Here is a 23,129-nt window from a genome sequence, read left to right on the forward strand (position 1 = left end):
TTCCCGGAGGCAAGAATGGGCGCATCTCCTCAGCGCTGACCCTCTTGCCCCCGTCAGTTCGGCAAACCTATACGGCCAATCCCTCACGCTAACAAGCTGCCGTGAAATCGGCAATCGACGGTCGCTCGCTGCGGCGCTCAGGCCGGATGGAACCGGCGTTAGAGCTTGGGTGTCACTGCCCGGCAATCGAACATCGCGGTCGTGCCGAACAGCTTGCCATTTCCGAAGAGATAATCGATCGCAACGATCTCGAAGCCGGCGAGTCCGAGGAAGTAACGCACCAAGTGATGGTTAGGAATGAAGATGTGCTGATCGTGGAGCGGGTGGTTGTCGTTCCAGTTCGGGCCGAAAAAACCACTGAACCTGCCACCCAATGCGTAGCCGACGATGCTGCGCCAGTTGTGGACGTTGGGGAAGGTGAGGATCAGCCGGCCGCCCGGCTTGGTGAGTCGCCGCAGTTGGGTCAGGAATTCAAACGGATTGACGAGGTGCTCGAGCACTTCGGTGGCCGTCATAATGTCGAAGGTCGCGCCGTCGAGCTGATCGGCCCAGCCAGGGCGGCTCAGATCGACCTTCTCGACCTTGGGAATGCTCGGCGGCACGTTGACCTGCCAGCCGACCCCGGTGAGGTTGGTGTAGCCGAGTTCGGCGAGCCTGCCGAGCAGTTCACCTTCGCCGCAGCCGATGTCGGCGATCGCCACGCCGCTATCCTTGGCGATTTCCAGGATCCGGCCGCTGACACCGGCGCGGATGGCGAGGCTGTTGGGATCGTTCATGCGGATCGTATCTTCCACCAGATCCGGCGAAATGCCGTGATCAACGCGACCGCCGGTGTTGGCATGCCGTGCTTGTGCAGCACCCGACCGAATTCGCGCATGCTGAGATCGAGATTGGTAGCTGAGATGCCGGATTGCCGCATCACCGTCATTTCCACCGGAATGTGGTTGGCCGGGTAGTTTTCCACCAGCCGCAGGATCATGTCATGGTCGGCGGCGACGCGAAAGCTGGTGTCGTATTCGCCGAGCGCCCGATACTGCCGCGCCGACACGATCAGCGACGGATGCGGCAGATAGGCCGAGACGTACAGCGGCCATTTCCGGAACGGATAGCGCTGCGTTACCTGGCTGCCGTCGTCGTGGGCGCGGATCAGATCTCCGTAATTCACCGCATCCTCGACCAGGCTCGGCATGACACGGCTGAGGACGTCGTCGGACGCGTAGTAATCGTCGGAGTTGAGGATATGGATCCAGCGCCCCCGCGACCGGCGAATTCCCTTGTTCATCGCGTCGTAGATGCCGGCATCGCGCTCCGACACCCACTTCACCGTCTCGCCTGCCGCCCTGAGGATGTCGAGTGTGCCGTCGGTGGAGCCGCCGTCGACGACCACATGCTCGAAATCGCGCCAGCTCTGGTTGCGCACGCTACGCAACGTGTCATCCAGAGTGGCCGCGCTGTTGTAAGTGACGGTTACAATCGAGAGAGTCGGCGGACGGTCCTGGTCGCGGGCCGGCGTTTGCGGCTCTGTCTCGGCTAGCATCTGTTCCAGGACCACTCGCAGCAGGATGGCGGCGCGGCCATCGCCATCCCATTCGCATTAATTATGCTGAGTGCTGAAGTTGCACTTTGGGCCCACCCGTGTCAAATCGGTCGCCCGCTGCGGTCGGACCACGCTGGCGGACCTTCCAAATCCGGCGCCGGGGCGGAAAGGCGCGGGACTTCGCTGTGCCGAGGGCCCGTCCGGAGCGTGTTTTCCTGTGGCCTCTGCTGGTGGGATTGGTTAAGCAACCACCGTGTTCGTGCCGTCCTAAGCGCATCACATTTCTGACGGCCGGGGCAGCCGGGAATGGCAGCCGAACTGCCGCGGCATCGCGGCTGGGTATTGGAGAAGAGATGTCTGCGAATGATTCGACCCGCCGGGTCGCCCTGATCACCGGGATCACCGGGCAGGACGGTGCCTATCTCGCCGAATACCTGCTCGGGCTCGGTTATGTCGTCCACGGCATCAAGCGGCGGTCGTCGTCGTTCAATACCGCTCGGATCGATCACCTGTATCAGGATCGGCATTCCGGCAACACGCCGTTCATGCTGCATTACGGCGATATGACGGACTCCACCAATCTGATCCGACTGGTGCAGCAGATCCGTCCGACGGAGATCTACAATCTGGCCGCCCAGAGCCACGTTGCGGTGAGTTTCGAGAGCCCCGAATATACAGCCAACGCCGATGCGATCGGCGTGCTGCGGTTGCTGGAGGCGATCCGCATCCTCGGCATGGAGAAGGAGACGCGGTTCTACCAGGCGTCGACCTCCGAGCTGTACGGCTTGGTGCAGGAAGTACCGCAGCGAGAGACCACGCCGTTCTATCCGCGTTCGCCCTACGCGGTCGCCAAGCTTTACGGCTACTGGATCACCGTCAACTACCGCGAGGCCTACGGCATTTTCGCGTCGAACGGTATTCTGTTCAATCACGAGAGCCCGATCCGCGGCGAGACTTTCGTCACCCGCAAGATCACCCGCAGCGTGGCGCGGATCGAGACCGGGCTGGAGGACTGCCTTTATCTCGGCAATCTGGACGCCAAGCGCGACTGGGGCCACGCGCGCGACTACGTCGTCGGCATGCACAAGATCCTGCAGGCCGACGCGCCGGGCGACTACGTGCTTGCCACCGGCGAGACCCGCTCGGTGCGCGAATTCGTCGAGATTGCGTTCGCCGAGATCGGCCGCAGCATCGAATGGCGCGGCAAGGGGGCCGAGGAGACCGGCGTCGATACCAAGTCCGGCAACACTGTGGTGCGGATCGATCCGGCCTATTTCCGGCCGACCGAGGTCGAGCTCCTGATCGGCGACGCCGCCAAGGCGCAGCGCGAACTCGGCTGGACGCCGACCACGTCGTTTGCGCAGTTGGTCAGCGAGATGGTCGCGGCCGATCTTGCGGAGGCCCGGCAGGAGGCTGCGCATGGCTCCGCTGCCGTTTGAGCTGGCGGGCAAGAAGGTCTTCGTCGCCGGGCACCGAGGCATGGTCGGTGGCGCGCTGGTGCGCCGGCTGGCACGCGAGAACGTCGAGCTGTTGACGGCGGGGCGCGAGGCGGTCGACCTGCGCAACCAGGCGGCGGTCGACGCATGGTTCGCGGAGCATCGGCCGCAGGCGGTGTTCCTGGCCGCCGCCAAGGTCGGCGGCATCGTCGCCAACGACACGTTGCGCGGCGAATTCATCTACGACAACCTCGTGATCGCCGCCAACGTGATCCACGCCGCGCACGTCAACGGCGCCGAGAAGCTGATGTTTCTCGGCTCGTCCTGCATCTATCCGAAGCTGGCGGCGCAGCCGCTGCGCGAGGAGGCGATGCTGACCGGGCCGCTGGAGCCGACCAACGAGCCCTATGCGATCGCCAAGATCGCCGGCATCAAGCTGGCTGAGGCCTATCGGGACCAGTTCGGCGCCGACTTCATCAGCGTGATGCCGACCAATCTGTACGGCCCCGGCGACAATTATCACCCCGAATACAGCCATGTCGTGCCGGGGCTGATCCGCCGTTTCCACGAGGCGAAGCTAGCCGGCGTGGCCGAGGTCGCGGTGTGGGGCACCGGCCAGCCGCGCCGCGAGTTCCTTTACGTCGACGATCTCGCCGACGCTTGCGTGCACCTGATGAAGACCTATTCGGAGCGCAGCCTGATCAACGTCGGCACCGGCGAGGACGTCACCATCGCCGAACTGGCGCGGATCGTCGCCGACGTCGTCGGCTATCGCGGCGCCATGACGTTCGACGCCGGCCGCCCCGACGGCACCCCGCAAAAACTGCTCGACGTCAGCAAGCTCACGGCGACCGGCTGGCGGGCACGGACGGAGCTCCGAGATGGAATCCGCCTCGCCCACGAAGCGTTCCTGCGCGACGCGCAGTAGGGGCGAACGTCCCGCAGCCCGCCGGCTCGCCTCAGCCCCGGACGATGTTGGCGAGCCGTGTCGGCAAGGTCGCCCAGATCGATTTGATGCGGTCGATGGTGATCGCGCCGCGCACGGCCGTCTCGATCCGATCGATATCCGCCTTCGGCGTCAGGCCGCTCTCGTCCAGCAGCGATAAGGCGAAGGACGCGAAGCCGAAGCTCATGGCAATAGCGGCCAACCGCTGTTTGTCGACCTCCGAGATACGGCGTCGATCGGGATCCAGCGCGAAGAAAGCATCGCCGGCGTGCAGCAGCCGCTTGTCGACCACCAAGGGCAGATCACGCGGCACGCCCCGGTCTCGCTGACGTCTGCGGTTCGAAACCCAGCAACCGCATCCCCATCTCGTTGAGGAAAGCATGCTGCGCGTCGAACACTGGATGCTACAAAGCCGTTCGTTCTTTCCCTTGGCGCCGGACGTCAGCTTCGACTGGACTTTAGATGACCGGTGATTTTTTCGGCAATATCCGTCGCCACTCGGTCTGCCGTGAACAGCTGCTTGTAGGTTGACCAGCCGCCCTCGCCGATTGTGGATCGCAACTTTGAATCCCCTGCAGCGGTCGCGATCAGGTCTGCGATCTCAGCGGCAGAATCGCCGAGAAGCGCATTCTTACCGTGTTCGATTTCCGGCATCGCCAGCGACGCATTGCGATGAGCGATCACACAGCATCCGAGCGTCCACGCGTGCAGATAGCGCGTGTGACCGACGTTGAAACTGGTGGCATTGTTCACGCAAAGAAAGACCGGTGCGGCCATCATGGCCTCGTCGATGTCGTCGACGAAGCCCCGCATTACGATGTCTGGCCCCGAAAGCAGGCTGGCGATCTTGGGATGAAGGCTACCAGACCCCAGGATCTCGATCACGAAACTCCCCGGCGCCATGCGTTTGCGGAGGATCGGCAGGATCTCTCGACCGAGATACTCCAGTCCAAGGCGATTGGCGGTGCCGCCGAGTTTTCCGACATTTGCAATGATGCGAAACGGAGCCGGCGATTCAAGTTCGCTGCGGCGGGTGCGCCAGGCGTCGCCGAGCCGGTCGATCCAGATGTTGCGGACGTAGAACGCGTTGTCGAACCCCTTGTCGCGGTAATATTTGGCATCGTTCAGAGCGACATCGCCGATCAGATCGATTTTCTGCATAACCGCGAGGTGCATCTTCTCCAATTGGCCGAGGCCGACCAAAGTCAGGAATCGCGAAAGGCTCGGCCCTTCGAGCCGGATATCGTGATGGGTGCGAGCCCGCCCCGTCTTTGGGTCGGGATTGCCATAATAGGCGTACTTCGTCATCGGGACGTTGGCACACGCGGCCGTCAGCCATTCGCTCCATGGCACGAACGCCACATCGGCTTTCCAATTGGACAGTTCCGAGCCGATCGCTGCGGAATGAACGTAATCCGGATAGAAGTGCTCGATCTTGGGAGCGAGCAGGCGGTCGATACGACCGCCAATGCGGACCGGCTTCGGAAGCCTCATTTCACCGATTAGGGAGACACCTGCGGCTTCCAGGGCCCGGCTTCCGGCCAACTCTTCGTCGGTTGCCGGAGGAGCATCTTCGTGCTCGACCAGCAACCACCCGACCTCCAGGTCGGGGCGCGTGGCGAGGGCTCTGATGAGTTCGAAAATGACGACGTTTGCGGCCCTGACGCTGTGCGCCGGATGCGGCCGGTTCGCAGTCACGACGGCCAGTCGCACCTTAGATGTCATGCGGCGTCTCCCAGCTTCCTGAAGTGTGCGACCGTCGCAACGCTTCGGTCAAAGCCGCAACATGTCGTCCTGCGGCGAAGTCTGGACGACATTGTGTGCCATTTCGCACGCTGTCGACAAAGCGCTGCGCAAGCGACAAGAAGGGACCAGTCCGTCCATCCTCATCAGCTTTTGGATCGGAGACGCGGTGCCGCTCTCGACCATCAGCGTCATAAACGTGCAGAGTAAAGCCGCTCATATAGTCAGGAGTGCGGTTTTCGAGGACAGCGGTTCCGTTCTCTCCCACTACGATCCATTGATGGATATGGCTGCCCGGATGGGCATTGCTGACGGTCCCAGCGAGGGCAGCGCCGCCGACAAACCGGAACTGGAACACAGCGGTATCTTCCGCTGCAACGTTAGCCTCGGTCGGCCTGAATCGAGAAGTGCGCTCACTTGAAAGATCGGCCCGTACTTTCGCGATCGGCCCGGCGAGCCATTCCGCCACATATAGAGCGTGTGTGCCCAGCAGAGTGAGAACACCGCCGCCCTTCTCGGCGTCGGTCTTCCAGGACCATTTGCGCTTTCGTTGCGCGTAGGATTCGGTCAGCCAAGTCAGTTGGATGAACTGAATGTCGCCGAATTCGGAGCCTTCAACTATCGATTTTAGATGGGCGAAGGCAGGAATCTCAGGGAATTCGAAGTCGACGGCGGTAACCAGCCCACGCGCTTTGGCCTCGAATAGCACGGCCTCGGCAAAGGAGCGGCCGAGGGGTTTCTCACACAGAATTGGTATCCTTGCCGAAGCGAGCGCGGAAATCGCGGGCGAGAGTTCGTTCGGTGGCAGAGCCACGGTGACAAGGTCGAGATCTCTGGCGAGAAATGAGTCGAGATCGGTGTCGACCGGGCAACCGAAGCGCTCGCCGATCTCATCGGAGCGGCGTCCGCCGGTGCCCAAGAAGGCAACCAGCTCACAACCTTCGATACGTTGGAGTGCAGGGGCGTGGACCTCTGCACCAAATCCCGTCCCAATAATCCCCACGCGGAGGACGCCGTTCATTGCTGTCAATCGATGATGCGCGGCGTCGGCAGCGGGGCGATGAACTTGCCGCGGTAGCCGTTCTTGCGCAGGTTCTGGGCCAGTTCGTCGGCGATGTGCCAGGACAGCAGCAAGGCATATTCCGGCTGCTCGCTGTACAGCAGTTTCTCGTCGAGGACGGGAATTCGGGTGCCCGGGATATACTTGTCCAGCTTGTGTGAGCCCGAAACCTCCATCACGGCATCGAGGATGCCGTCGTCCAGTCCGACGTAGTTGATCAGCGTGCTCGCGCGCGACGGGGCGCCGATGCCGAAGATGCGGGCGCCGTCGCGCTTCAGCGGTGCCAGCAACTCGTACAGGTCGATCTTGGAGCGGATGACTCGGTCCCGGAATGCGCGCAGGCCGCTGCCGTCCGCAAGTCCTTTCGCCTTCTCCTCGGCCAGGGTTTCGGCGACCGACGGCTGAATCGGACGCTCGCCCTTGCGGGTGGTGTACACCCGGATCGAGCCACCGTGAGTCGGGATGCGCTGGGTGTGAAATACCTCGAGCCCGTGCCGATCGAACAGCTCGATCAGACTGTGCAGGTGATAATAGCGCAGATGCTCATGATAGATCGTGTCGTACTGAACGGTCTCCACGAGATCCAGCAGGTAGTGGTTCTCGGAGATGAATGCGCCGCCGGGCGCGAGCAGGTCGAGAATGCCGTCGACCACGGCGTGCACGTTGCCGATATGCGCGAACACGTTGGCCGCGGTCACGAGCTGGGCGTGGCCATATTCCTTGGCGACCTTCTGCGCGGTGTCGCGGCTGAAATAGGTCTTCAGCGTGCGGATGCCCTTCGAATTGGCGACATCAGCGGCGCGTGACGGCTCGATGCCCAGCACCGGATAGCCAGACTCGTGGAAGTTCGACAGCAGCGTGCCGTCGTTCGAGCCGATATCGATGACGAGCTTATCCTTGCTCAGAGCAAGCAGATCCTGGGCTTCGTCGCGCAGGTTGGCGAAGTTCGTCCGCAGGATCCGGGTGGTGCCGCTGAGATAGGGGTAGCTCTCTGGAAACAAGATCTCCGGGGCCACTTCGAGGCCGATCTGCACCAGCCCGCAATCGCCGCAGCGCACCATCTCCAGTGGGTAGGCCGGCTGTTCGAGGGCGATCGATCCGACCGCCGGCATGGTGTTCACCGGCGGGATGAAGCCGACGAACAGCACCGACTTCAAGTTGGTGCTGTCGCAGATTTGGCAATTCGTGACGGGTGTCGAAGTCGTTTGGGACATGATCAACCTTCGGAAGCATCGCCGGCGCGATGACGGGAATACCAATCGACGAGCGAGGGCAGTCCAGCGTCGATCGTGACGCGGGGAGCATAGCCGAGCGCGGCGAGCTTAGAAATATCCGGACAGCGCCGCTGCGTGCTGCCCTCGGTGAGCGGGCCGGTAATGACATTGGCCTCGCGACCGAGCGTCCGGAACACCTTCGGCACCAGATCGCGGATGGTGATCTCTTCGGGATTGCCGATGTGGTAGATTTCGAGATGCTTGCCCTTGTCGATCACCGTCATCAATCCGTCGGTGAAGTCGTCGATATGGACGAAGGCACGGGTCTGCGTGCCGTCACCCTGAATCTCGAAATCGACTTTCCCTTGCGGGGTCGCGTCGATCAGCTTGCATGCGCGCTCGACGAATTGCGGCAGAACATGCTCGTGACCCATGTCGGGGCCGTAGACGTTGTGAGGGCGGAAGATCGTGACCCGGTCGAAGCCGGTTCGTCCGTAGTTGATTGCCATCAGTTCGCAGGCGAGCTTGCCGCCACCATACGAATAGCGGGGGTTCAGGACGTTCGGCACCACCAGCGGCACGTCTTCCGGGGTCGGAATGATCGGCGGCGTCTGATACGCCTCCGAACTCGATGCCAGAACCAGATCGCCGATATCGTTGGCGCGGCAGGCGTCGATCACGCTGAGCATGCCGCGGATGGCGATGTCCAGCACCAGTTCCGGCTGCTCGTAGAAGTAACGAGTCCCGTTGACGTAGGCGAGATGCACAAAACAGTCGACCCCGGCGGCGGCTTTGCGGACCGCGTCGGCGTCACGGATGTCGGCTTCGACGAAGTCGATGGCATCGACGACATCGCCGAGCCGGCGCAGCGCTCCTCGAGAATTGTTGTCGAGTACGCGGACACGATCGCTGTTGCGGACGAGGGCGCGAACGAGGGCGGAGCCGATAAAGCCGGTGCCGCCGGTGACGAGAATTCGACGGGTCATGAGGAGATGGGCTCCGGGAGCACCGGCTTGCCATGGCTGCCCAGCGCGATGTAGCGCGTGCCCTCCGGCATGTGGAAGCGGTGCTCGTAGTAAGTGTTCCAGAAATCATACAGGATAGCCGGGCGGGTCATCGGCTGAACCAGCAATTCGGGATCGGCGGCGCTGAACGTCGGATGATTGTTGAGGATCAGCGCGAGGCTCGCTCCATCCATCGCGGCTTCGAGTGTGGGCGATGGCTCCAGCCCGAACCGTTCGATCTCAGCCGTCGCCACGACCGCGTCGTAGCCGCGGAAGCGTGCCCGCGGAAAGGCTTGGCGAAGCGCGTCGAGCACCGGGCGCGCCATCGTGCCGCGCAGATCGTCGGTTGCCGGTCGTCCCTTGAAGGCGATGCCGAGCAGGGCGATCGTCGGCTCGGCCGGAAATCCGTCGAGCGATTCGGCAAGCTGCTTGAGAAAGTGGACGACCTCGGAGGGCTGGTCTTCGTTCAGCCGTCGTGCCGCGAGAGTGATCGCAGGGGCCATGCCGCGCTCGGCGAGCCCTTCGGCCAGAATGTGTGGATCCTTTTCGAGACACGGGCCCCCGACGGGACCCGGCATCGGCAGGTTGGTCCGCGGATAGCCGAGCTTGCCGGCCTGGATCACCTCGACGGCGCTGATACCGACCGCATCGCAGGCGCGGGCAACCTCGTTGGCGTAGGCGAACGCGACATCGCGCGAGGCGTTGTCGATCAACTTGATCATCTCGGCGGTCTCGATGTCCGAGACCCGAACCACGGTCGGCGTCAGCCGATTGAACAATTGCGACGCTCGGATACTTGCGGCGTCGGTGTCACCACCGACGATCTGCGGCAACTGCCGCAATTCTGTCAGCGCCTTGCCCTCCAGCGTTCGCTCCGGACAGAACGCGAGATCGAAGCGCTTGCCGGACGCCTGCAGGATCGGAACGACGATCTTGCGTGTGGTGCCGAGCTTTACTGTGGAGCGCATAATCACCAGGTCACCGTCCTTAAGACGATTGCTGACCTCGCGTGCGACGCTTTCGACCATGTCGAGGCGCGAGCGACCGTCGGGCCCCAGCGGTGTGCCGACCGTCACGATGAAGACGGTCCCGTTGTAGTTTTCCGGTATGGTCTTGTGGGCCGTGAAGTGGCCACTGCGGACGACGCGGGCTAGCCGGTTTTCCAGGCCCGGCTCGAAGAAGTGCGCCTTGCCCTCGGCGAGGAGGTTCAGCACCTGATCGCGGATTTCGATGCCCTGTACCCGGAACCCGGCATCGGCCATTGCAACGGCCAAAGTCAGCCCGACATAGCCGAGCCCGAGGACGCAAACCTCCTCGTCAACTCCAATCCTCATTGCATCAATCCCAGGCAAAGTGGCCGTACATGATCGCGAGGCCGATCAGCGCAATGTGAAGCGCGTGATCGAATTCGCCGGTCGCAATCAGTTCGCGGAGGTCTCGTTTGCTGACGAAATGCGTGGCGATGCCGTCCTCTGGGTTCCAGTCTTCGGCGCATGCGCCGGCCTTGATGAAGTATCCCCACAGCCGGTTCTCCAGCCGCCCCGAATCCGGCATGAGGTTGCCGAGGGCGATTGGAGGCGCAATGGCTGTCAGTCCGGTTTCTTCGCGCAGCTCCCGCACAGCGGCCTCGGCAGGGGTCCCCGAGGAGTCGTGCAGTCCGCCTGGCAACTCAAGCGTGAATTTTTCCACAGCCGGACGATATTGCTCAACCAAAGGGATAGTGCCGTCTCGGGCCACGACGAGACTCGAAACATAATCGGCTTGTGCGAATGAATGATAGTCGTGAATTCCGTCCCTACCGGCAAAGCAGACCGATTTTTGGCGAGTCATGACCCACGGTGAGTTTTTTATCTCAGAAATCGAAACGATTTCAGGTCGCGGCAATGGCTGATGCATCCTGATCATGTTTATCGTTGCCAGAGCCTGCCAAGTCAGAGAATACGGCTTTGCCAGCTCATATGGATGCCGTAGGGCAAGTTCCTTATACCGTTCAACTTGAGGACGCAACGCTGCCCATGTTTCCTTCATTCCGTCCGTGACTGGTTTGACGGGTTTCTCGAACTCTAATAGCGAACTGGTACCGAGATGAAGTCTCTGTCCGCGTTACGCGGTCACTTCGCAGGGCGCGTGCTGCTGTTTCTGGGTGCAACGGCGTTGCAGGCGCTATTGGCGGTGGCGATTCTGCCGCTCACTACGCTCAAGCTGACGGCTGCCGATTTCGGCTATTTCGCTCTGCTGATGTCGTTGACTGCATTTGCTAACGCGATGGGGGATGGCGGCGGGGCGCTGGCGTTACCGGCGCATTACGGCGCTCAGCCGGCCAGTGAGCGCCGCCGCATGATAGCCAGCTTCTTTGTGGTGTCGCTGGGGCTGAGCACGGCGCTGGCGGCATTGTTTGTGGCGGCGTGGCCTTTGGCGGAACCTTATCTGATTGGCGACGATGCGGGGGGCTATTCCCGGCTTACCGAAATACTGGCCGGGACAATCATCCCTCTGCGGTCAGTGACGACGCTGGCGACAACTGTGTTCTCGGTCAGCGGCCGCGGCAATGCGATCGCGGCGCAGATCGCCGCACAGGCAATCGGGACGTTTGCCGGCACGCTGGTCTGCCTGTTCGGTCTCGACCTTGGCCCGACATCACTGTTCGCCGGTGCGGTGATCGGGCAACTCGCCTCGCTTGCAATTGCGGGGCTCGCGCTCGGCGTCCAGCCGTGGACACGGCCGAGCGCGCACTGGCTGGCGGTGGTCTGGCGTCATGCGCCGACGGCGGCGTTTACCGGCGTTACCGACGGCCTCCGTGGGGTCGGTGAGAACGCCGTGATTGCAGGAAATGTCGGCGTGGCGTCGGTCGGCTTCTACAACCACGCGCGTCTGTATTACGGACTGCAAATGAACGTCACCAATGCCTTCTCCCACAATCTTTGGTCCGTTTCACTGGCTGAGGCGCGAGACGCCGAGAGTGGGTTTCGCAGGACCGGTGAGGTCTGGATGTTGGTGCATATCCTGATCTCGCTGTTCGGAATCGGATTCGCCTTCTTCGGAAGGGAGTTCGTTGCCCTCCTGACGAATGATCGGCTGACCGCGGCAGCGCCGCTGGTGCCGTGGCTCGCGGTGCTGCTGCTGATTCATGTCTCGGGGCGCGCGCAGAACGCGATGGTTTATGCGGAGGGGGCCGGCCCGGCTGTCAGCCGGGTTCGGGCTGGGCTGTCGCTGTTGGCGCTGGCCGTTCTACCGGTGGTGGTCGGCAAGGCGTTTGGCTACGGCCTTTCGCTGGGAATTTCTGGGGTGATCGCGGTCCTGATCGTCGAAGCCATCGCGTTCCGGCTGTATCTACGCTGGAAAAGCACAACATTCGGTCGCCGGATCGAGTTCCAGGACCGGTGGGTGATCGGCGGAATCGTGTTGACTATTGCTGTTTGGCTTCTTAACGCGGAGGCTTCCGTGAGCGTAGCGCTGCGTGGCGTAATTTTTGCGGTAATGGTTCTCGGTATTCTGGCGCTTGAACGCGCACGGTTCGCTGACCTGTTAAGGACACTTCGCCTTTAGCTGCCAACGATACCAATAGCTGCCAAATATACCTATCCGCCACGCGATCATGCTGTGGCTGTACCAGATTGTGAAATGGCGAGTCATTGATGACGGACATTCGGGAAGCAGCCGAAGCAGCGGCCGAGATTTTGCTCAACGGCGGCTATGTCGAGCGCTGGGTCGAGGGCGCAATCTTTCCGTGCGAGATGGCGTTCTTTATCGCTGTCTGCAGCTTGGCTGGCGTCGATCGGGTGATCGAGTCCGGCCGCCAGGACGGCTATTCGACCGAGATTCTCGGTGATTGGGCCAGCCAGAACGGCCGCCAGATCGCTTCGGTCGATCTGGAGCACGACGCAGCGCGCGCCGCCGCCTGCCGTCAACGGCTGGCACACCTGCCGATCCAGTTGGTCAGGGGCAGCGCTTATGAGGAGTTTGGCCGACTGGCACGCGACGGTGTGGGGCGTCGGCTCGCGTTGATTGCCGACGGTCCGAAGGGGTGGCCGGCGATTTCGATGATAGCCGCCGCAACCGACGATCGTGTCCAGGTCGTTGCTCTGCACAATCTCAATCCCGGCACTGGAGGGCGCGAACTTTTCGAACGGCTGGGAGGTAAGCAGTCGTTCTATGAAGCGGCTCTGAAGGATCCAGGTCCGCGGTGGCGGGAACTCAAGGCGAGGGAGATTGCGTTCGCCGGTGGTACCGCCGCGCGCTCGCTGGAGACATCCTCGCTCGGCGTGCTTCGAATCGACGACACTAATCGGTCGCTTCTTAGGAATGCTTGGCGCAGCGAATTTGGACTGCACCAGCCGGTAATGGTCAGAGCGCTGTGGCAACTCGGCGCCTATGCGGCTGCTACCAAGCTCTACGGACTGTCCTACCGGCTGCTGCGGCGCTGAGATGGAATGACGTCCGTCGGGGAGGCGTCTCACGCTCGACGGCGGCGTCTGTGGCCGTCCTTGATCAACCCTCCGCTCTTCGATATGTCACTGTGCTATCATCGATTTCTACCGCGAACGCGCGAGGTTGGATCGTGGGCCCCCAAGTTCCCTATGTGATTGCCGAGATCGGCTCGGTCCACGACGGCTCGTTCGGAAATGCCTGTCGGCTGATCGAGGCGGCGGCGGATTGCGGCGCCGATGCGGTGAAGTTCCAGACCCATATCGCCGAGGCCGAGACCCTGCTCGACGCGCCGTCGCCGTCATATTTCTCGGCCGAGCCGCGCGCGGATTACTTTCGCCGCACCGGGTTTTCAACCGAGCAGTGGCTGCGCCTCGCCACGGTTGCTGCGGGGGCGAAGGTCGATTTCCTGTCTTCGCCGTTTTCGCTGGAGGCGGTCGATCTGCTCGAGGAGGTCGGCATCGGCGCCTACAAGGTGCCGTCCGGCGAAGTTAGCAACATCCCGCTACTTGAGCGGATCGCTCGCACGGGGAAGCCGATCTTCCTTTCGTCGGGAATGAGCAGCTGGGCCGAACTCGACGCCGCCGTCGCTGCCTGCCGCGGCAGTGGACAAGTCACCCTACTGCAATGCACCTCGGCCTATCCTTGTCCGCCCGAGAAGGTCGGTCTCAACGTGATGGTCGAGATGGCTGGCCGATATAAGCTTCCGGTCGGCTACTCCGATCACACCATGGGTTTCGCGGCGCCGATCGCGGCGGTTGCGCTCGGCGCGACTGTGATCGAAAAGCACTTCACCTTCTCGCGGCTGATGTACGGCAGCGACGCCAAGCACAGTATGGAGCCAGATCAGTTCCGGCTGTTGTGCCGTGAGCTGAAGGACGCCGGTAAGATGATGGCGAGCGAGGTCGACAAGAATGATCTGTCGGCGGTCACCGACATGAAGCTGATCTTCGAAAAGAGCATCGTCGCCGCCGCCGAACTGCCCGCCGGCACCCAGATCGTCGAGAGCCATCTCGCTTTCAAGAAGCCGGGCGATGGCATCCCGGCGGCCAAGTATCGGGACCTGATCGGTCGCCGGGTCGTCAACGCGGTTCCTCGGGACCACAAGTTTTCCCTGGAGGACTTCGCTTGAGCAAAAAGAAGATCTGCGTCGTCGTCGGATCGCGCGCCAATTACAGCTCGATCAAGTCGGCGATGCGAGCGATCAAGGAGCATCCGGCGCTGGAGCTCCAGCTGATCGTCGCCGCCTCGGCGGTGCTCGACCGCTACGGCTCGGTGGTGAACCTGATCGAGAAGGACGGCTTCACGCCCCACGCCCGGGTCACCATGCTGATCGAGGGCGAGACCCCGGCGACGATGGCGAAGTCCACCGGCCTCGGCCTCATCGAGCTACCGACGCTGTTCGAGCAGCTCGCACCCGACGTTGTGCTGACCGTTGGCGACCGCTTCGAGACCATGGCCACCACACTGGCTGCCGCCTACATGAATATTCCGGTCGCTCATACGATGGGCGGCGAGGTGAGCGGCACGATCGACGAAAGCATCCGCCACGCCGTCACTAAATTCGCGCACATCCATTTTCCGGCGAGCCCTGGCGCGCGCGACCGCATCATCAAGCTTGGCGAACTGCCGCAGCACGTTCACCTGGTCGGCTGCCCGCGCATTGATCTGGTCGCCGATATCCTGAAGAATTCGACCTGCACTATCAGCGAGCAATTGTTCGATATCGGCGTCGGCGAGCGTTTTCCGGTCGACGAGCCGTTTGTGCTGATCTCGCAGCATCCCGTCACCACCGAGTACGGTAGCGGCGAGGCGCAGATCACCATGACGCTAGAAGCGGTGCGCGAGCAGGGCCTTGCGGCAATCGTGCTGTGGCCGAATGCAGACGCCGGCTCGGACGACATCTCGCGCGGCATTCGCAAATGGCGCGAGCGCAAGCTCGACGACCGCATGCACTTCTTCAAGAACCTGCCGATCGACGTCTACGTCAACCTGATGCGAGCGACCGCATGTCTAATCGGCAACTCCTCGAGCGGCATTCGCGAGGGCGCCTATATCGGCACGCCGGTCGTCAACATCGGCACCCGCCAGAACATGCGCGACCGCGGCGAGAACGTCATCGAGGTGCCTTACGACAAGAAACGGATCAGCGGCGCAATCGCCCAACAGGTCAAGCACGGCCGCTACGCGATGAACCCGCTGTACGGCGACGGAAGCGCCGGCCGCAAGATCGCCGACGTGCTCGCGACCGAGCAGGTGGATGTCCAAAAGTGCATCACCTACTGACGATAAGAGCGCGACGATGACACTTGCCGCGCTGATCCCGGCCCGCGGCGGCTCGAAAGGCATTCCGCGCAAGAACCTCGCCATGTGTGGCGACCGCTCGTTGCTCGGCTGGACCGCTGACGCCGCGCTGCGCTCCGGGGTGATCGACCGCGCGATACTCTCCACCGATGACGACGAGATCGCGGCAGCCGGCATCGCGCTCGGCCTCGAAGCGCCGTTCCGCCGTCCGGCCGAGTTGTCAAACGACGGCGCGCTGATGCTCGGCGTGATGCAGCACGCGCTCGCCGCGTTGCGCGCCGAGGGCGCCGAGGTCGAGGCGCTGGTTCTGCTACAGCCCACTTCGCCGTTCCGGCGACCGCATCACGTCCGCGAGGCGGTCGAGAAGTTCCGGGCTGGCAAAGCGGCGACGCTGGTCAGCGTGGTGCGAGTGCCCCACCGCTTCGTGCCGGAAGGCCAGATGCGCGCGCAAGACGGCCGGCTGGTGCCGTATTTCGGTGGCGAGGTTGGCAAGACCCGGCGCCAGGACAAGGAGACGCTGTTCGGCCGCAACGGCCCGGCGGTGCTGATCGTGCGAAGCTCCGTGCTCGACGCCGGCGCACTCTATGGCGACCCGACCGTCGGCTACGAAATGGACGAGATCGCCTCGATCGACATCGACGCGCCCGAGGACTTGCGGCTGGCTGATCACCTGATGCGCACTGGATATGTCCCATGAAGGCGCTGCAGGATTGGGTTCGCCGCACGCCGCTTGCCGGGCCGCTCGCCGATGTTGTTGTCCGGCTGCGGTCGCCGGATCTGTATCACCGGCTGCGCGCAGACGAGGCGCGGACGTGGGATGCGGTCGGCTTCGCGCGGCAGCTACCGCCGCCTGCGGCAGATGCGCCGGTATTGCTGGTGCTCAGCATGACCAACAACACCTACGCGGCCAAGCTCGAATGCATGCAGGCGCTGGCGCTGCGGCGCAGGGGTTGGCGGGTGAGGGTACTGACGTCGAACGTCTACACCCACGCCCGTAACCTGTACCGCGCGTTCGGCATCGACGAATTCGTCGCCTTCGAGGACCTGATCGCGAGCCAGTCGGCGGAAGCCGCGGCGAATGAAGAGGTCGCGCGCCGCGCCGAGACGGCGATGGACTTCCAGTCGGTGCTGGAGTGGACCTATCGCGGCGCCTGGCTCGGTCCGCAGTTGCTGTCGTCGGTGTCGCGGCGGCGGTTCGACGGCGCGCCGGATCCGCGCAAGCCCGAGGTTCGCGGGGCGCTACTGGAGCAGCTCGCCGAGTCGGTGCGCTTCGTCCACGCCGCCGAGAACCATCTCGAGCGTGCGCGGCCGGCGCTGATCCTGGTCAACGAGCCGAACTACCATGTGATCGGCCCCTTCGTGGACGTTGCGATCGCGCGCGGCATCTCCACCATTCACTTCACCCAGCCGTCGCGCGAGGACGCGTTGGTGCAGAAGAAGCTGACACGCGAAACCCGGCGGGTGCATCCGAATTCGATCACCGCGGAGACGCTGGACCGGCTTATCGCGTCGCCCTGGGGCGAAGCACAGGAGCGGGAGCTCGATACCGAATTCGAACATCGCTACGGTGGCGTCTGGAAGGTGCAGGCGCGCAACCAACCCGGCACGGTCGACATGACGCCGGACGAAATCCGCAACTCTCTGAAGCTGAGCCCCGCGCGGCCAACCGCGGTTCTGTTCTCTCATGTGCTGTGGGACGCCAACCTGTTCTACGGCAAGGACGTGTTCGAGAACTACGGCGAGTGGTTCATCGAGACCGTCAAGGCCGCCGTCGCCAATCCGCGGCTGAACTGGCTGATCAAACTGCACCCCGCGAACCTCTGGAAGCGCAAGATGTCCGGCGTCACCGACGAGTTCGGCGAGATGCGGCTGATCCGCGAGCAGATCGGCGAGCTGCCCGATCACGTCCGGATCCTGCTGCCCGACACCCAGGTCAGCACGCTGTCGCTGTTCCGCATGGTCGACGTCGGCATCACCGTGCGCGGCAGTATCGGTTATGAACTGCCGTGCTTCGGTGTGCCGGTGGTGACCGCGGGCACCGGCCGCTATTCCGGCTTTGGGTTCACCGAGGACCATTCCACGCGAGACAGTTATCTGGCGCGGATGGCCTGCCTCGAGCAAATCGAGCGGCTGCCACCCGACCGGGTGCACCGCGCCCGGGTGCACGCGCACGCGCTGTTCGCGTTGCGGCCCTGGATCTACCGGAGTTTTCGGACCGAGATCGGCGTCGACGTGTCGGATCCTCTGTTCCAGAATCTCGTGCCCACGGTGGCGGACGATCGGCAGATCGGCCACAATGGCGATCTCGATGACTTCGCCGCCTGGGCGGCGGACCCCGAGGCGATCGATTATCTGGCGCGCGCTGCGGCACGCGCGCCGCAGTCTGCCGGTTTGTGAGAGGGAAGGCGATGACCACATCTCAGCCGGCGATGCTGGAATGGAATGAGGAAACGCTTTCGCGTTTCTGGGGCTACCATTCGCAGTTTTCAGAGAACTACTTCAGTTATCAGAAAGGGCGTGCCGTCGTAGCTCACGTCAAGTCGGCGCTTCCCAGCGGTTTGACGGTCCTCGACTACGGCTGTGGGCCGGGCCATCTGCTACCGCATCTGCTCGACGCAGGTTTCTCGGTGCAGGGAGCCGACCTCTCGCGCGAGACGATGGGGTCTGCTGTCAGCGTTTCGGGTCGGAAGGGGTTTCTCGGCTTCGCGACGATCGATGAGCTGTTGACCGAAGGCCGACGGTTCGATGCGGTATTCCTGCTCGAAGTTGTCGAACACCTCGACGATCACTGGCTATCGAAGACGCTCAATCAGGCAAAGACTTTGCTGAAGCCCGGCGGCGCGCTGATCGTCACCACGCCGAACGAGGAGCAACTCGCCGACAGCATGGTGTATTGCCCGGTATCCAACGTGATCTTCCATCGCTGGCAACATGTCCGAAGTTGGTCGCAGTCCACTTTGGCGCAATGTCTGACCGCGCACGGCTTTCGCGATGTCCAGACCGAAGTGCGGACCTTTCCCGGGCAGAAGCCGGCGCACGTCTCGGCGCTGCGCTATCAACTCTCCGAGCTTTTGAATCGCTTCCGCAAGCCGCAATCCTTGATCGCTATCGCCCGGGCATGAATGCGCCATACGATGCAGCCGCTCTCCGTCGCGCATCTTGCCCAATCGGACAGTGAAGGCGGCGCCAACAAGGCGGCGTTCCGGATCCATCGGACGCTGCTGGGGCTGGGGCTGAATTCGACGTTCCATGTCGGGCGGAGATCGAAGGACGACCCCACTGTGGTGCCGGCCCATTGGCCGGGCGTCGGGCGGTTCGGCAGTGATGTCGTCGCCTATCTCAATGCCCGCGCGCTGCGCCGCTATCCGGGGCGGCCGCCGACTCCGTTCTCGCCGATGCGGTTCAGCTACGGCCGGATCGATCGGCACAGCTTCGCCGCCGCCGATGTCGTGTGCCTGCATTGGATCGCCGGCGCGTTTCTCGACGCCCGCCGGCTCCGCGCCATCGGCAAGCCGATTGTGTGGCGGCTGTCCGATATCTGGCCTTTCAGCGGGGGCTGCCACTATCCTGGTGCCTGCACCCGTTTCGCGCAGGCCTGCGGCGAGTGCCCGCAGCTAAACAGCGCTGAAGCCGGCGATCTGTCGCGCGACGGGCATCGCCGGCGCGAGCAGGGGTACCGCGGACTCGACATCACGGTGGCGGCGCCGAGCCGCTGGATCGCAGATCTCGCCCGACGCTCCAGCCTGTTCGGCGGCCGGCGGATCGAGCACATTCCAACCGGCGTCGACCTGTCGGTGTTCCGTCCGCACGATCCGGCAGGCGCGCGCCACGCTCTCGGACTGCCCGCTGAAGGCCGGATTGTGCTATTCGGCGCGCTCGGCGCCACCGAAGACCCTCGCAAGGGATATCGCCATCTGCTGGGCACGATCGAGCGCCTCGCTGCGGCCGGACGGCGGGACCTGACCTGCGTGGTGTTCGGCGGCGCCGCCGCCGGCGAGATTGGCCAGCTCGGCGGATTCCCGCTTCACCATCTCGGACGGATCGATGGCGAGGCGGAGCTGGCGCGGGTGTATTCCGCTGCCGACCTGCTGATCGCTCCGTTCCTCGAAGACAACCTGCCGAATGTCGTGCTGGAGTCGATCGCGTGCGGAACGCCGGTCGCCGCCTTTGCCGCCGGGGGGATTCCCGATGCGATCATTGGCGGCATCAACGGCGTCCTCGCGCCGGTCGGCGACGACGACGCTCTTGCACGCGGTGTGGCCGAGTTACTCGACCGGACCGATGTCGCCGCGCTGAGAGCGGCGACCCGCGCCGTCGCCGAACAGCGGTTCGACCTGATCGCCTGCGGCAAGCGCTATCACGATCTGTTCGGCGACCTCGCCGGCGCAGCGACGCGGCGGCTTCCGCAGGGCGTTGCGGTTTCGAACATGCTGACGATCTCACACTCGGACGATTAAGAGCGACATGCCAGTTTCCATTGCCCACGTATTGCGGACCTACGGCGTGCACGGCGGGGAGCGGCAACTGGCGCGGCTGTTCGCCGCCGAGGATGGCGTGAACTACCAGAACACGTTCTATTCGCTGTACGACAATCCCGACTGCACCGCGTATTTCGCGCGGATTCCGCAATTGCGGCAGCGGATGGTATTTCCATTCCGCGCTCCGGTGTTTCCGTCACTGCGCAGCGAGATGCTGGTGCTGCTCGCGCTGCTGCCGATCCTGCAATTGCGCATGCTGTGGCTGCTGGCGACCGGTGGGCACCGGATCTGCGTCGTGCACGGCGTCCAGGCCGCCGCCGCCTGCTGGCCGGCCGCGTGGCTGCTTCGCGGGATGAAATTCGTCTACGTGCATCGGGGAACCAAGTCGGAGGCGGGGTCGCATCCGATCTTCAAGCTGCTGTACCGGCCGTTCGACGCCGTCGCCGGTGTTTCGGTGGCGACCGCAGATTCGCTGACATCGCTGGTTCGCGGCGGCGAGGTCGTGATCCTCGAGAACGGCATAGACTGGCAGGCATTCGTCGCCGCCGCGGAGCGTTGCGAACGCACGCCTGCGGCGGGGGGCGTCAGGTTGATCTCTTCTGCACGGCTGCTGAAACACAAGGCGCAGGCGTTCCTGCTTGATGAGTTCGCGCGCGTGTTGCAGCAAAGACCCGGTGCTGAGCTAATTATTGCCGGCGACGGGCCGGAACATCAGAATCTGGTCAATCAGGCCGCCAAGCTGGGTATCAATGAGAAGGTAAGATTCATCGGGCACGTTCCGGACATCACCTGCCGGCTGGTCGACAGCGACATCTTCGTCCACGCCTCGGAGATCGAGGGTATGAGCAATGCGGTCCTGGAAGCGATGACGCTTGGTCTGCCCAGCGTGGTGGTGGACGCTCCTGGCGTGACCGAATGCCACCGCGAAGGCGAAACTGGATTCATCGTCGAACGCCGTCCCGGGGCGATGGTCGGCCCGCTGTTGAGACTGATCGACGATATCGATTTGCGACGCAAGCTGGGCGACGCTGCGCGTCTGCGCGTCGAGCGGGAATATTCGACTGAAGCAAATGCCGCGCGCTACCATGCGCTGTACCGCCGACTCTTGGCCGAATCCTGATGTGCGGTCTGGTCGGAGGCGTGTGGCGACGGTCAGGTCCTCTCGCGCCTGGGGTGGTGGCGGCCGCGCTCGGCGCGCTCGCGCATCGCGGCCCAGATGCCGAGGCTCAGCATCACGAGCCGGGCGTGTTTCTCGGGCACAGGCGACTGAGCATCATCGACCTCGATCCGCGCTCGACTCAGCCGATGCATGCCGGTGCACTGAGCATCGTGTTCAACGGCGAGATCTACAATTACCGTGACTTGCGCGATGATCTCGTCAAACGCGGCGTCACATTCCGCACCGAATCCGACACCGAGGTGCTGCTGGCATCGTTCGCGCTCGACGGGCTTGAATGCCTGCCGCGTCTGGAAGGCATGTTTTCGTTCGCGATCTGGGATCGCGACAGGCGGATGCTGACGCTGGCGCGCGACCGTTATGGCGAAAAGCCGATGGTGTATTACGCGGATGCCGACAGGCTGCTGTTCGCATCCGAGATTCCGCCGATCGAGATCCTTGCGGGCCACGGGCTCGAGGTCGATCGCAGTACGCTGCCGTGGCTGTTCCGGTTTTCCTATCTGCCCGCGCCGGCATCGCCGTATCGCGGAATGCGACAGCTGCGTCCTGCCCACTGGCTGCAACTCGATCTCGACCGCTGGGAGACGCGCGAAGGCTGCTACTATCAGCTGCCGGCCGCGATGGCGCCGCAGCGCCACAGCGGTGAGGCGAGTTTCGGGGAAGCGAAGGCGGAGCTACGCCGCCGACTGACGGCGTCGGTCGAGCAGCGATTGGCCGCATCCGACGTGCCGATCGCGACCTTCCTCAGCGGCGGGCTGGATTCGTCGATCATATCGGCGATCGCCGCGCAATCATCGAGCGGCGGGATCGCCGCCTATTCGGTCGGGTTTCCGGAAGACCCGGCGTTCGACGAATCGCCGTTCGCGCGTTCGCTGGCGGCGCGCTACCCGCAGATCGAGCATCACGTCATCGACGTGACGGAAGATCGCCTTGCGGGATTCATCGATCGCACGCTGGCGTTGCTGGGGGAGCCCTATGCCGATGCCTCCCTGATTCCAACCGCATTCCTGTGTGCGCAAGTCGAAGAGAAGGTGATTCTCGGTGGCGACGGTGCCGACGAGCTCTTCGGTGGCTACGGCGCATATTCTGCGATGCTGATGAGTGCTCGCATCCCGGGTTGGCTTAAAACGCTGGCCCAGTTAGTCCCGATTCATGGCAATCCCACTGCGATCGACAACGGTCTGCTTCGCGCTGCAGCGTTCTTTCGCATGCATTTGCGGCCCACGTCGGCGTCGGAGTATCTTTCGTGGCGGTCCTACGCGACGCCGGAACAGATCGAGCAGCTCGGCTTTTCGCGAGCTGAGGCCTCCGCGCTTCCGGAGCAGCTGGTCAATTTTGATCTAAGAACGCTCCGCGACATTCTCACGACAGACATCAGTTTCAACCTGTCTGCCGACATGCTGAAGAAAGTCGACCTCGCCAGCATGCAGTACGGCTTGGAAGTGCGTCTACCGTTCCTGGATTCTCACCTGGTCCAGTTCGCGCTTGATTTGCCGCAGGAGTTCTTGATATCGGGGCGCTCGCGCAAGCACATTCTACGCGAGGCATTTTGTGACTTGCTGCCGGGCGACGTGCTCGGGCGCGGTAAAAAGGGCTTCTTGCTGCCTATCCGTAAATGGATGAAGTCAGGCAGGATGCGGGATGAACTGCTCGAACTGGCCCGGCAGCAGTCTGTCCTGAATACAAAGGCGATCGACGAATTCGCGGATGAGCATCGCTCCGGACGCGCCGACAGATCACAGTTGCTTTGGTCGTGTTACGTCTTGCTGAAATGGAATAGGCGGAAGCTGCAATCGAGGACTTAG

General features: G+C 63.2%; 21 protein-coding genes. 12 read left to right on the forward strand and 9 right to left on the reverse strand.

All coding sequences use genetic code 11. The features are described from left to right. Positions 1-158 precede the first annotated feature (158 nt). Together DY467_RS04425 and DY467_RS04430 are read right to left on the reverse strand one after the other, a co-directional pair. Positions 159-776: a class I SAM-dependent methyltransferase gene (locus DY467_RS04425; protein ID WP_164634172.1), complete on the reverse strand. Its 618-nt coding sequence runs from the start codon at positions 774-776 to the stop codon at positions 159-161. Next, positions 773-1,537, reverse strand: a complete 765-nt coding sequence (locus tag DY467_RS04430; protein WP_164634174.1) for a glycosyltransferase family 2 protein — start codon at positions 1,535-1,537, stop codon at positions 773-775. The genes DY467_RS04425 and DY467_RS04430 overlap by 4 nt, the downstream gene beginning before the upstream one ends. Positions 1,538-1,890: 353 nt before the next feature. Here DY467_RS04430 and gmd point away from each other — a divergent pair, with 353 nt between their 5' ends. Continuing rightward, positions 1,891-2,976, forward strand: coding sequence for a GDP-mannose 4,6-dehydratase (gene gmd / locus DY467_RS04435; protein ID WP_164634177.1), 1,086 nt, complete (start codon positions 1,891-1,893; stop codon positions 2,974-2,976). Beyond that, positions 2,957-3,901: a GDP-L-fucose synthase gene (gene fcl / locus DY467_RS04440; RefSeq protein ID WP_164634179.1), complete on the forward strand. Its 945-nt coding sequence runs from the start codon at positions 2,957-2,959 to the stop codon at positions 3,899-3,901. Before gmd ends, fcl begins: the two co-directional genes overlap by 20 nt. Before the next feature lie 31 nt (positions 3,902-3,932). Here the strand turns inward: fcl and DY467_RS04445 are convergent, their stop codons facing one another. From DY467_RS04445 to DY467_RS04475, 7 genes are all read right to left on the reverse strand, one after another. Beyond that, entirely contained in the window at positions 3,933-4,232 is a 300-nt protein-coding gene (locus DY467_RS04445) for a hypothetical protein (RefSeq protein ID WP_164634181.1), read from the reverse strand. Positions 4,233-4,360: 128 nt separating this feature from the next. Next, a complete protein-coding gene (locus tag DY467_RS04450) occupies positions 4,361-5,644 on the reverse strand; it encodes a glycosyltransferase (protein ID WP_164634183.1) in 1,284 nt (427 codons plus the stop codon). Continuing rightward, on the reverse strand, positions 5,634-6,683 hold the full coding sequence (locus DY467_RS04455) for a Gfo/Idh/MocA family protein (protein WP_164634185.1): 1,050 nt from the start codon (positions 6,681-6,683) through the stop codon (positions 5,634-5,636). The genes DY467_RS04450 and DY467_RS04455 overlap by 11 nt, the downstream gene beginning before the upstream one ends. 5 nt (positions 6,684-6,688) lie before the next feature. After that, positions 6,689-7,936, reverse strand: a complete 1,248-nt coding sequence (locus DY467_RS04460) for a class I SAM-dependent methyltransferase (RefSeq protein ID WP_164634187.1) — start codon at positions 7,934-7,936, stop codon at positions 6,689-6,691. A gap of 2 nt (positions 7,937-7,938) precedes the next feature. Continuing rightward, a complete protein-coding gene (locus DY467_RS04465; RefSeq protein ID WP_164634190.1) occupies positions 7,939-8,922 on the reverse strand; it encodes an NAD-dependent epimerase/dehydratase family protein in 984 nt (327 codons plus the stop codon). After that, positions 8,919-10,274, reverse strand: coding sequence for a nucleotide sugar dehydrogenase (locus tag DY467_RS04470; protein ID WP_164634198.1), 1,356 nt, complete (start codon positions 10,272-10,274; stop codon positions 8,919-8,921). Before DY467_RS04470 ends, DY467_RS04465 begins: the two co-directional genes overlap by 4 nt. 4 nt (positions 10,275-10,278) lie before the next feature. Beyond that, a complete protein-coding gene (locus DY467_RS04475; RefSeq protein ID WP_164634201.1) occupies positions 10,279-10,845 on the reverse strand; it encodes an NUDIX hydrolase in 567 nt (188 codons plus the stop codon). A 180-nt stretch (positions 10,846-11,025) separates the two neighbouring features. Between DY467_RS04475 and DY467_RS04480 the strand changes: the two genes are divergently transcribed. The 10 genes from DY467_RS04480 (at position 11,026) to asnB (ending at position 23,129) form a co-directional block, all read left to right on the forward strand. Further along, positions 11,026-12,486 carry a lipopolysaccharide biosynthesis protein gene (locus DY467_RS04480; RefSeq protein ID WP_164634202.1) on the forward strand — a complete coding sequence of 487 codons (1,461 nt, stop codon included), beginning with the start codon at positions 11,026-11,028 and terminating at the stop codon, positions 12,484-12,486. A gap of 131 nt (positions 12,487-12,617) precedes the next feature. Then, the gene (locus DY467_RS04485) at positions 12,618-13,364 is read left to right on the forward strand and encodes a hypothetical protein (RefSeq protein WP_164634204.1); all 747 of its coding nucleotides are present in this window, start codon (positions 12,618-12,620) and stop codon (positions 13,362-13,364) included. A gap of 134 nt (positions 13,365-13,498) precedes the next feature. Then, a complete protein-coding gene (locus DY467_RS04490; protein WP_164634206.1) occupies positions 13,499-14,497 on the forward strand; it encodes an N-acetylneuraminate synthase family protein in 999 nt (332 codons plus the stop codon). Continuing rightward, positions 14,494-15,651 (forward strand): UDP-N-acetylglucosamine 2-epimerase, encoded by a 1,158-nt coding sequence (gene neuC, locus DY467_RS04495; protein WP_164634208.1) that lies wholly within the window; start codon positions 14,494-14,496, stop codon positions 15,649-15,651. Before DY467_RS04490 ends, neuC begins: the two co-directional genes overlap by 4 nt. Positions 15,652-15,667: 16 nt before the next feature. Then, positions 15,668-16,366: an acylneuraminate cytidylyltransferase family protein gene (locus DY467_RS04500; RefSeq protein ID WP_164634210.1), complete on the forward strand. Its 699-nt coding sequence runs from the start codon at positions 15,668-15,670 to the stop codon at positions 16,364-16,366. Further along, the gene (locus DY467_RS04505; protein ID WP_164634212.1) at positions 16,363-18,066 is read left to right on the forward strand and encodes a hypothetical protein; all 1,704 of its coding nucleotides are present in this window, start codon (positions 16,363-16,365) and stop codon (positions 18,064-18,066) included. Before DY467_RS04500 ends, DY467_RS04505 begins: the two co-directional genes overlap by 4 nt. Positions 18,067-18,077: 11 nt before the next feature. Next, positions 18,078-18,791: a class I SAM-dependent methyltransferase gene (locus DY467_RS04510; protein ID WP_164634214.1), complete on the forward strand. Its 714-nt coding sequence runs from the start codon at positions 18,078-18,080 to the stop codon at positions 18,789-18,791. Positions 18,792-18,803: 12 nt separating this feature from the next. Then, positions 18,804-20,126 (forward strand): glycosyltransferase, encoded by a 1,323-nt coding sequence (locus tag DY467_RS04515; RefSeq protein ID WP_164634216.1) that lies wholly within the window; start codon positions 18,804-18,806, stop codon positions 20,124-20,126. Positions 20,127-20,133: 7 nt separating this feature from the next. Further along, positions 20,134-21,267, forward strand: a complete 1,134-nt coding sequence (locus DY467_RS04520) for a glycosyltransferase (protein WP_164634217.1) — start codon at positions 20,134-20,136, stop codon at positions 21,265-21,267. Beyond that, the gene (gene asnB, locus DY467_RS04525) at positions 21,267-23,129 is read left to right on the forward strand and encodes an asparagine synthase (glutamine-hydrolyzing) (protein WP_164634218.1); all 1,863 of its coding nucleotides are present in this window, start codon (positions 21,267-21,269) and stop codon (positions 23,127-23,129) included. Before DY467_RS04520 ends, asnB begins: the two co-directional genes overlap by 1 nt.

The sequence above is a fragment of the Rhodopseudomonas sp. BR0G17 genome (assembly GCF_010907025.1).
In the GTDB taxonomy this organism is placed as follows: domain Bacteria; phylum Pseudomonadota; class Alphaproteobacteria; order Rhizobiales; family Xanthobacteraceae; genus Rhodopseudomonas; species Rhodopseudomonas palustris_H.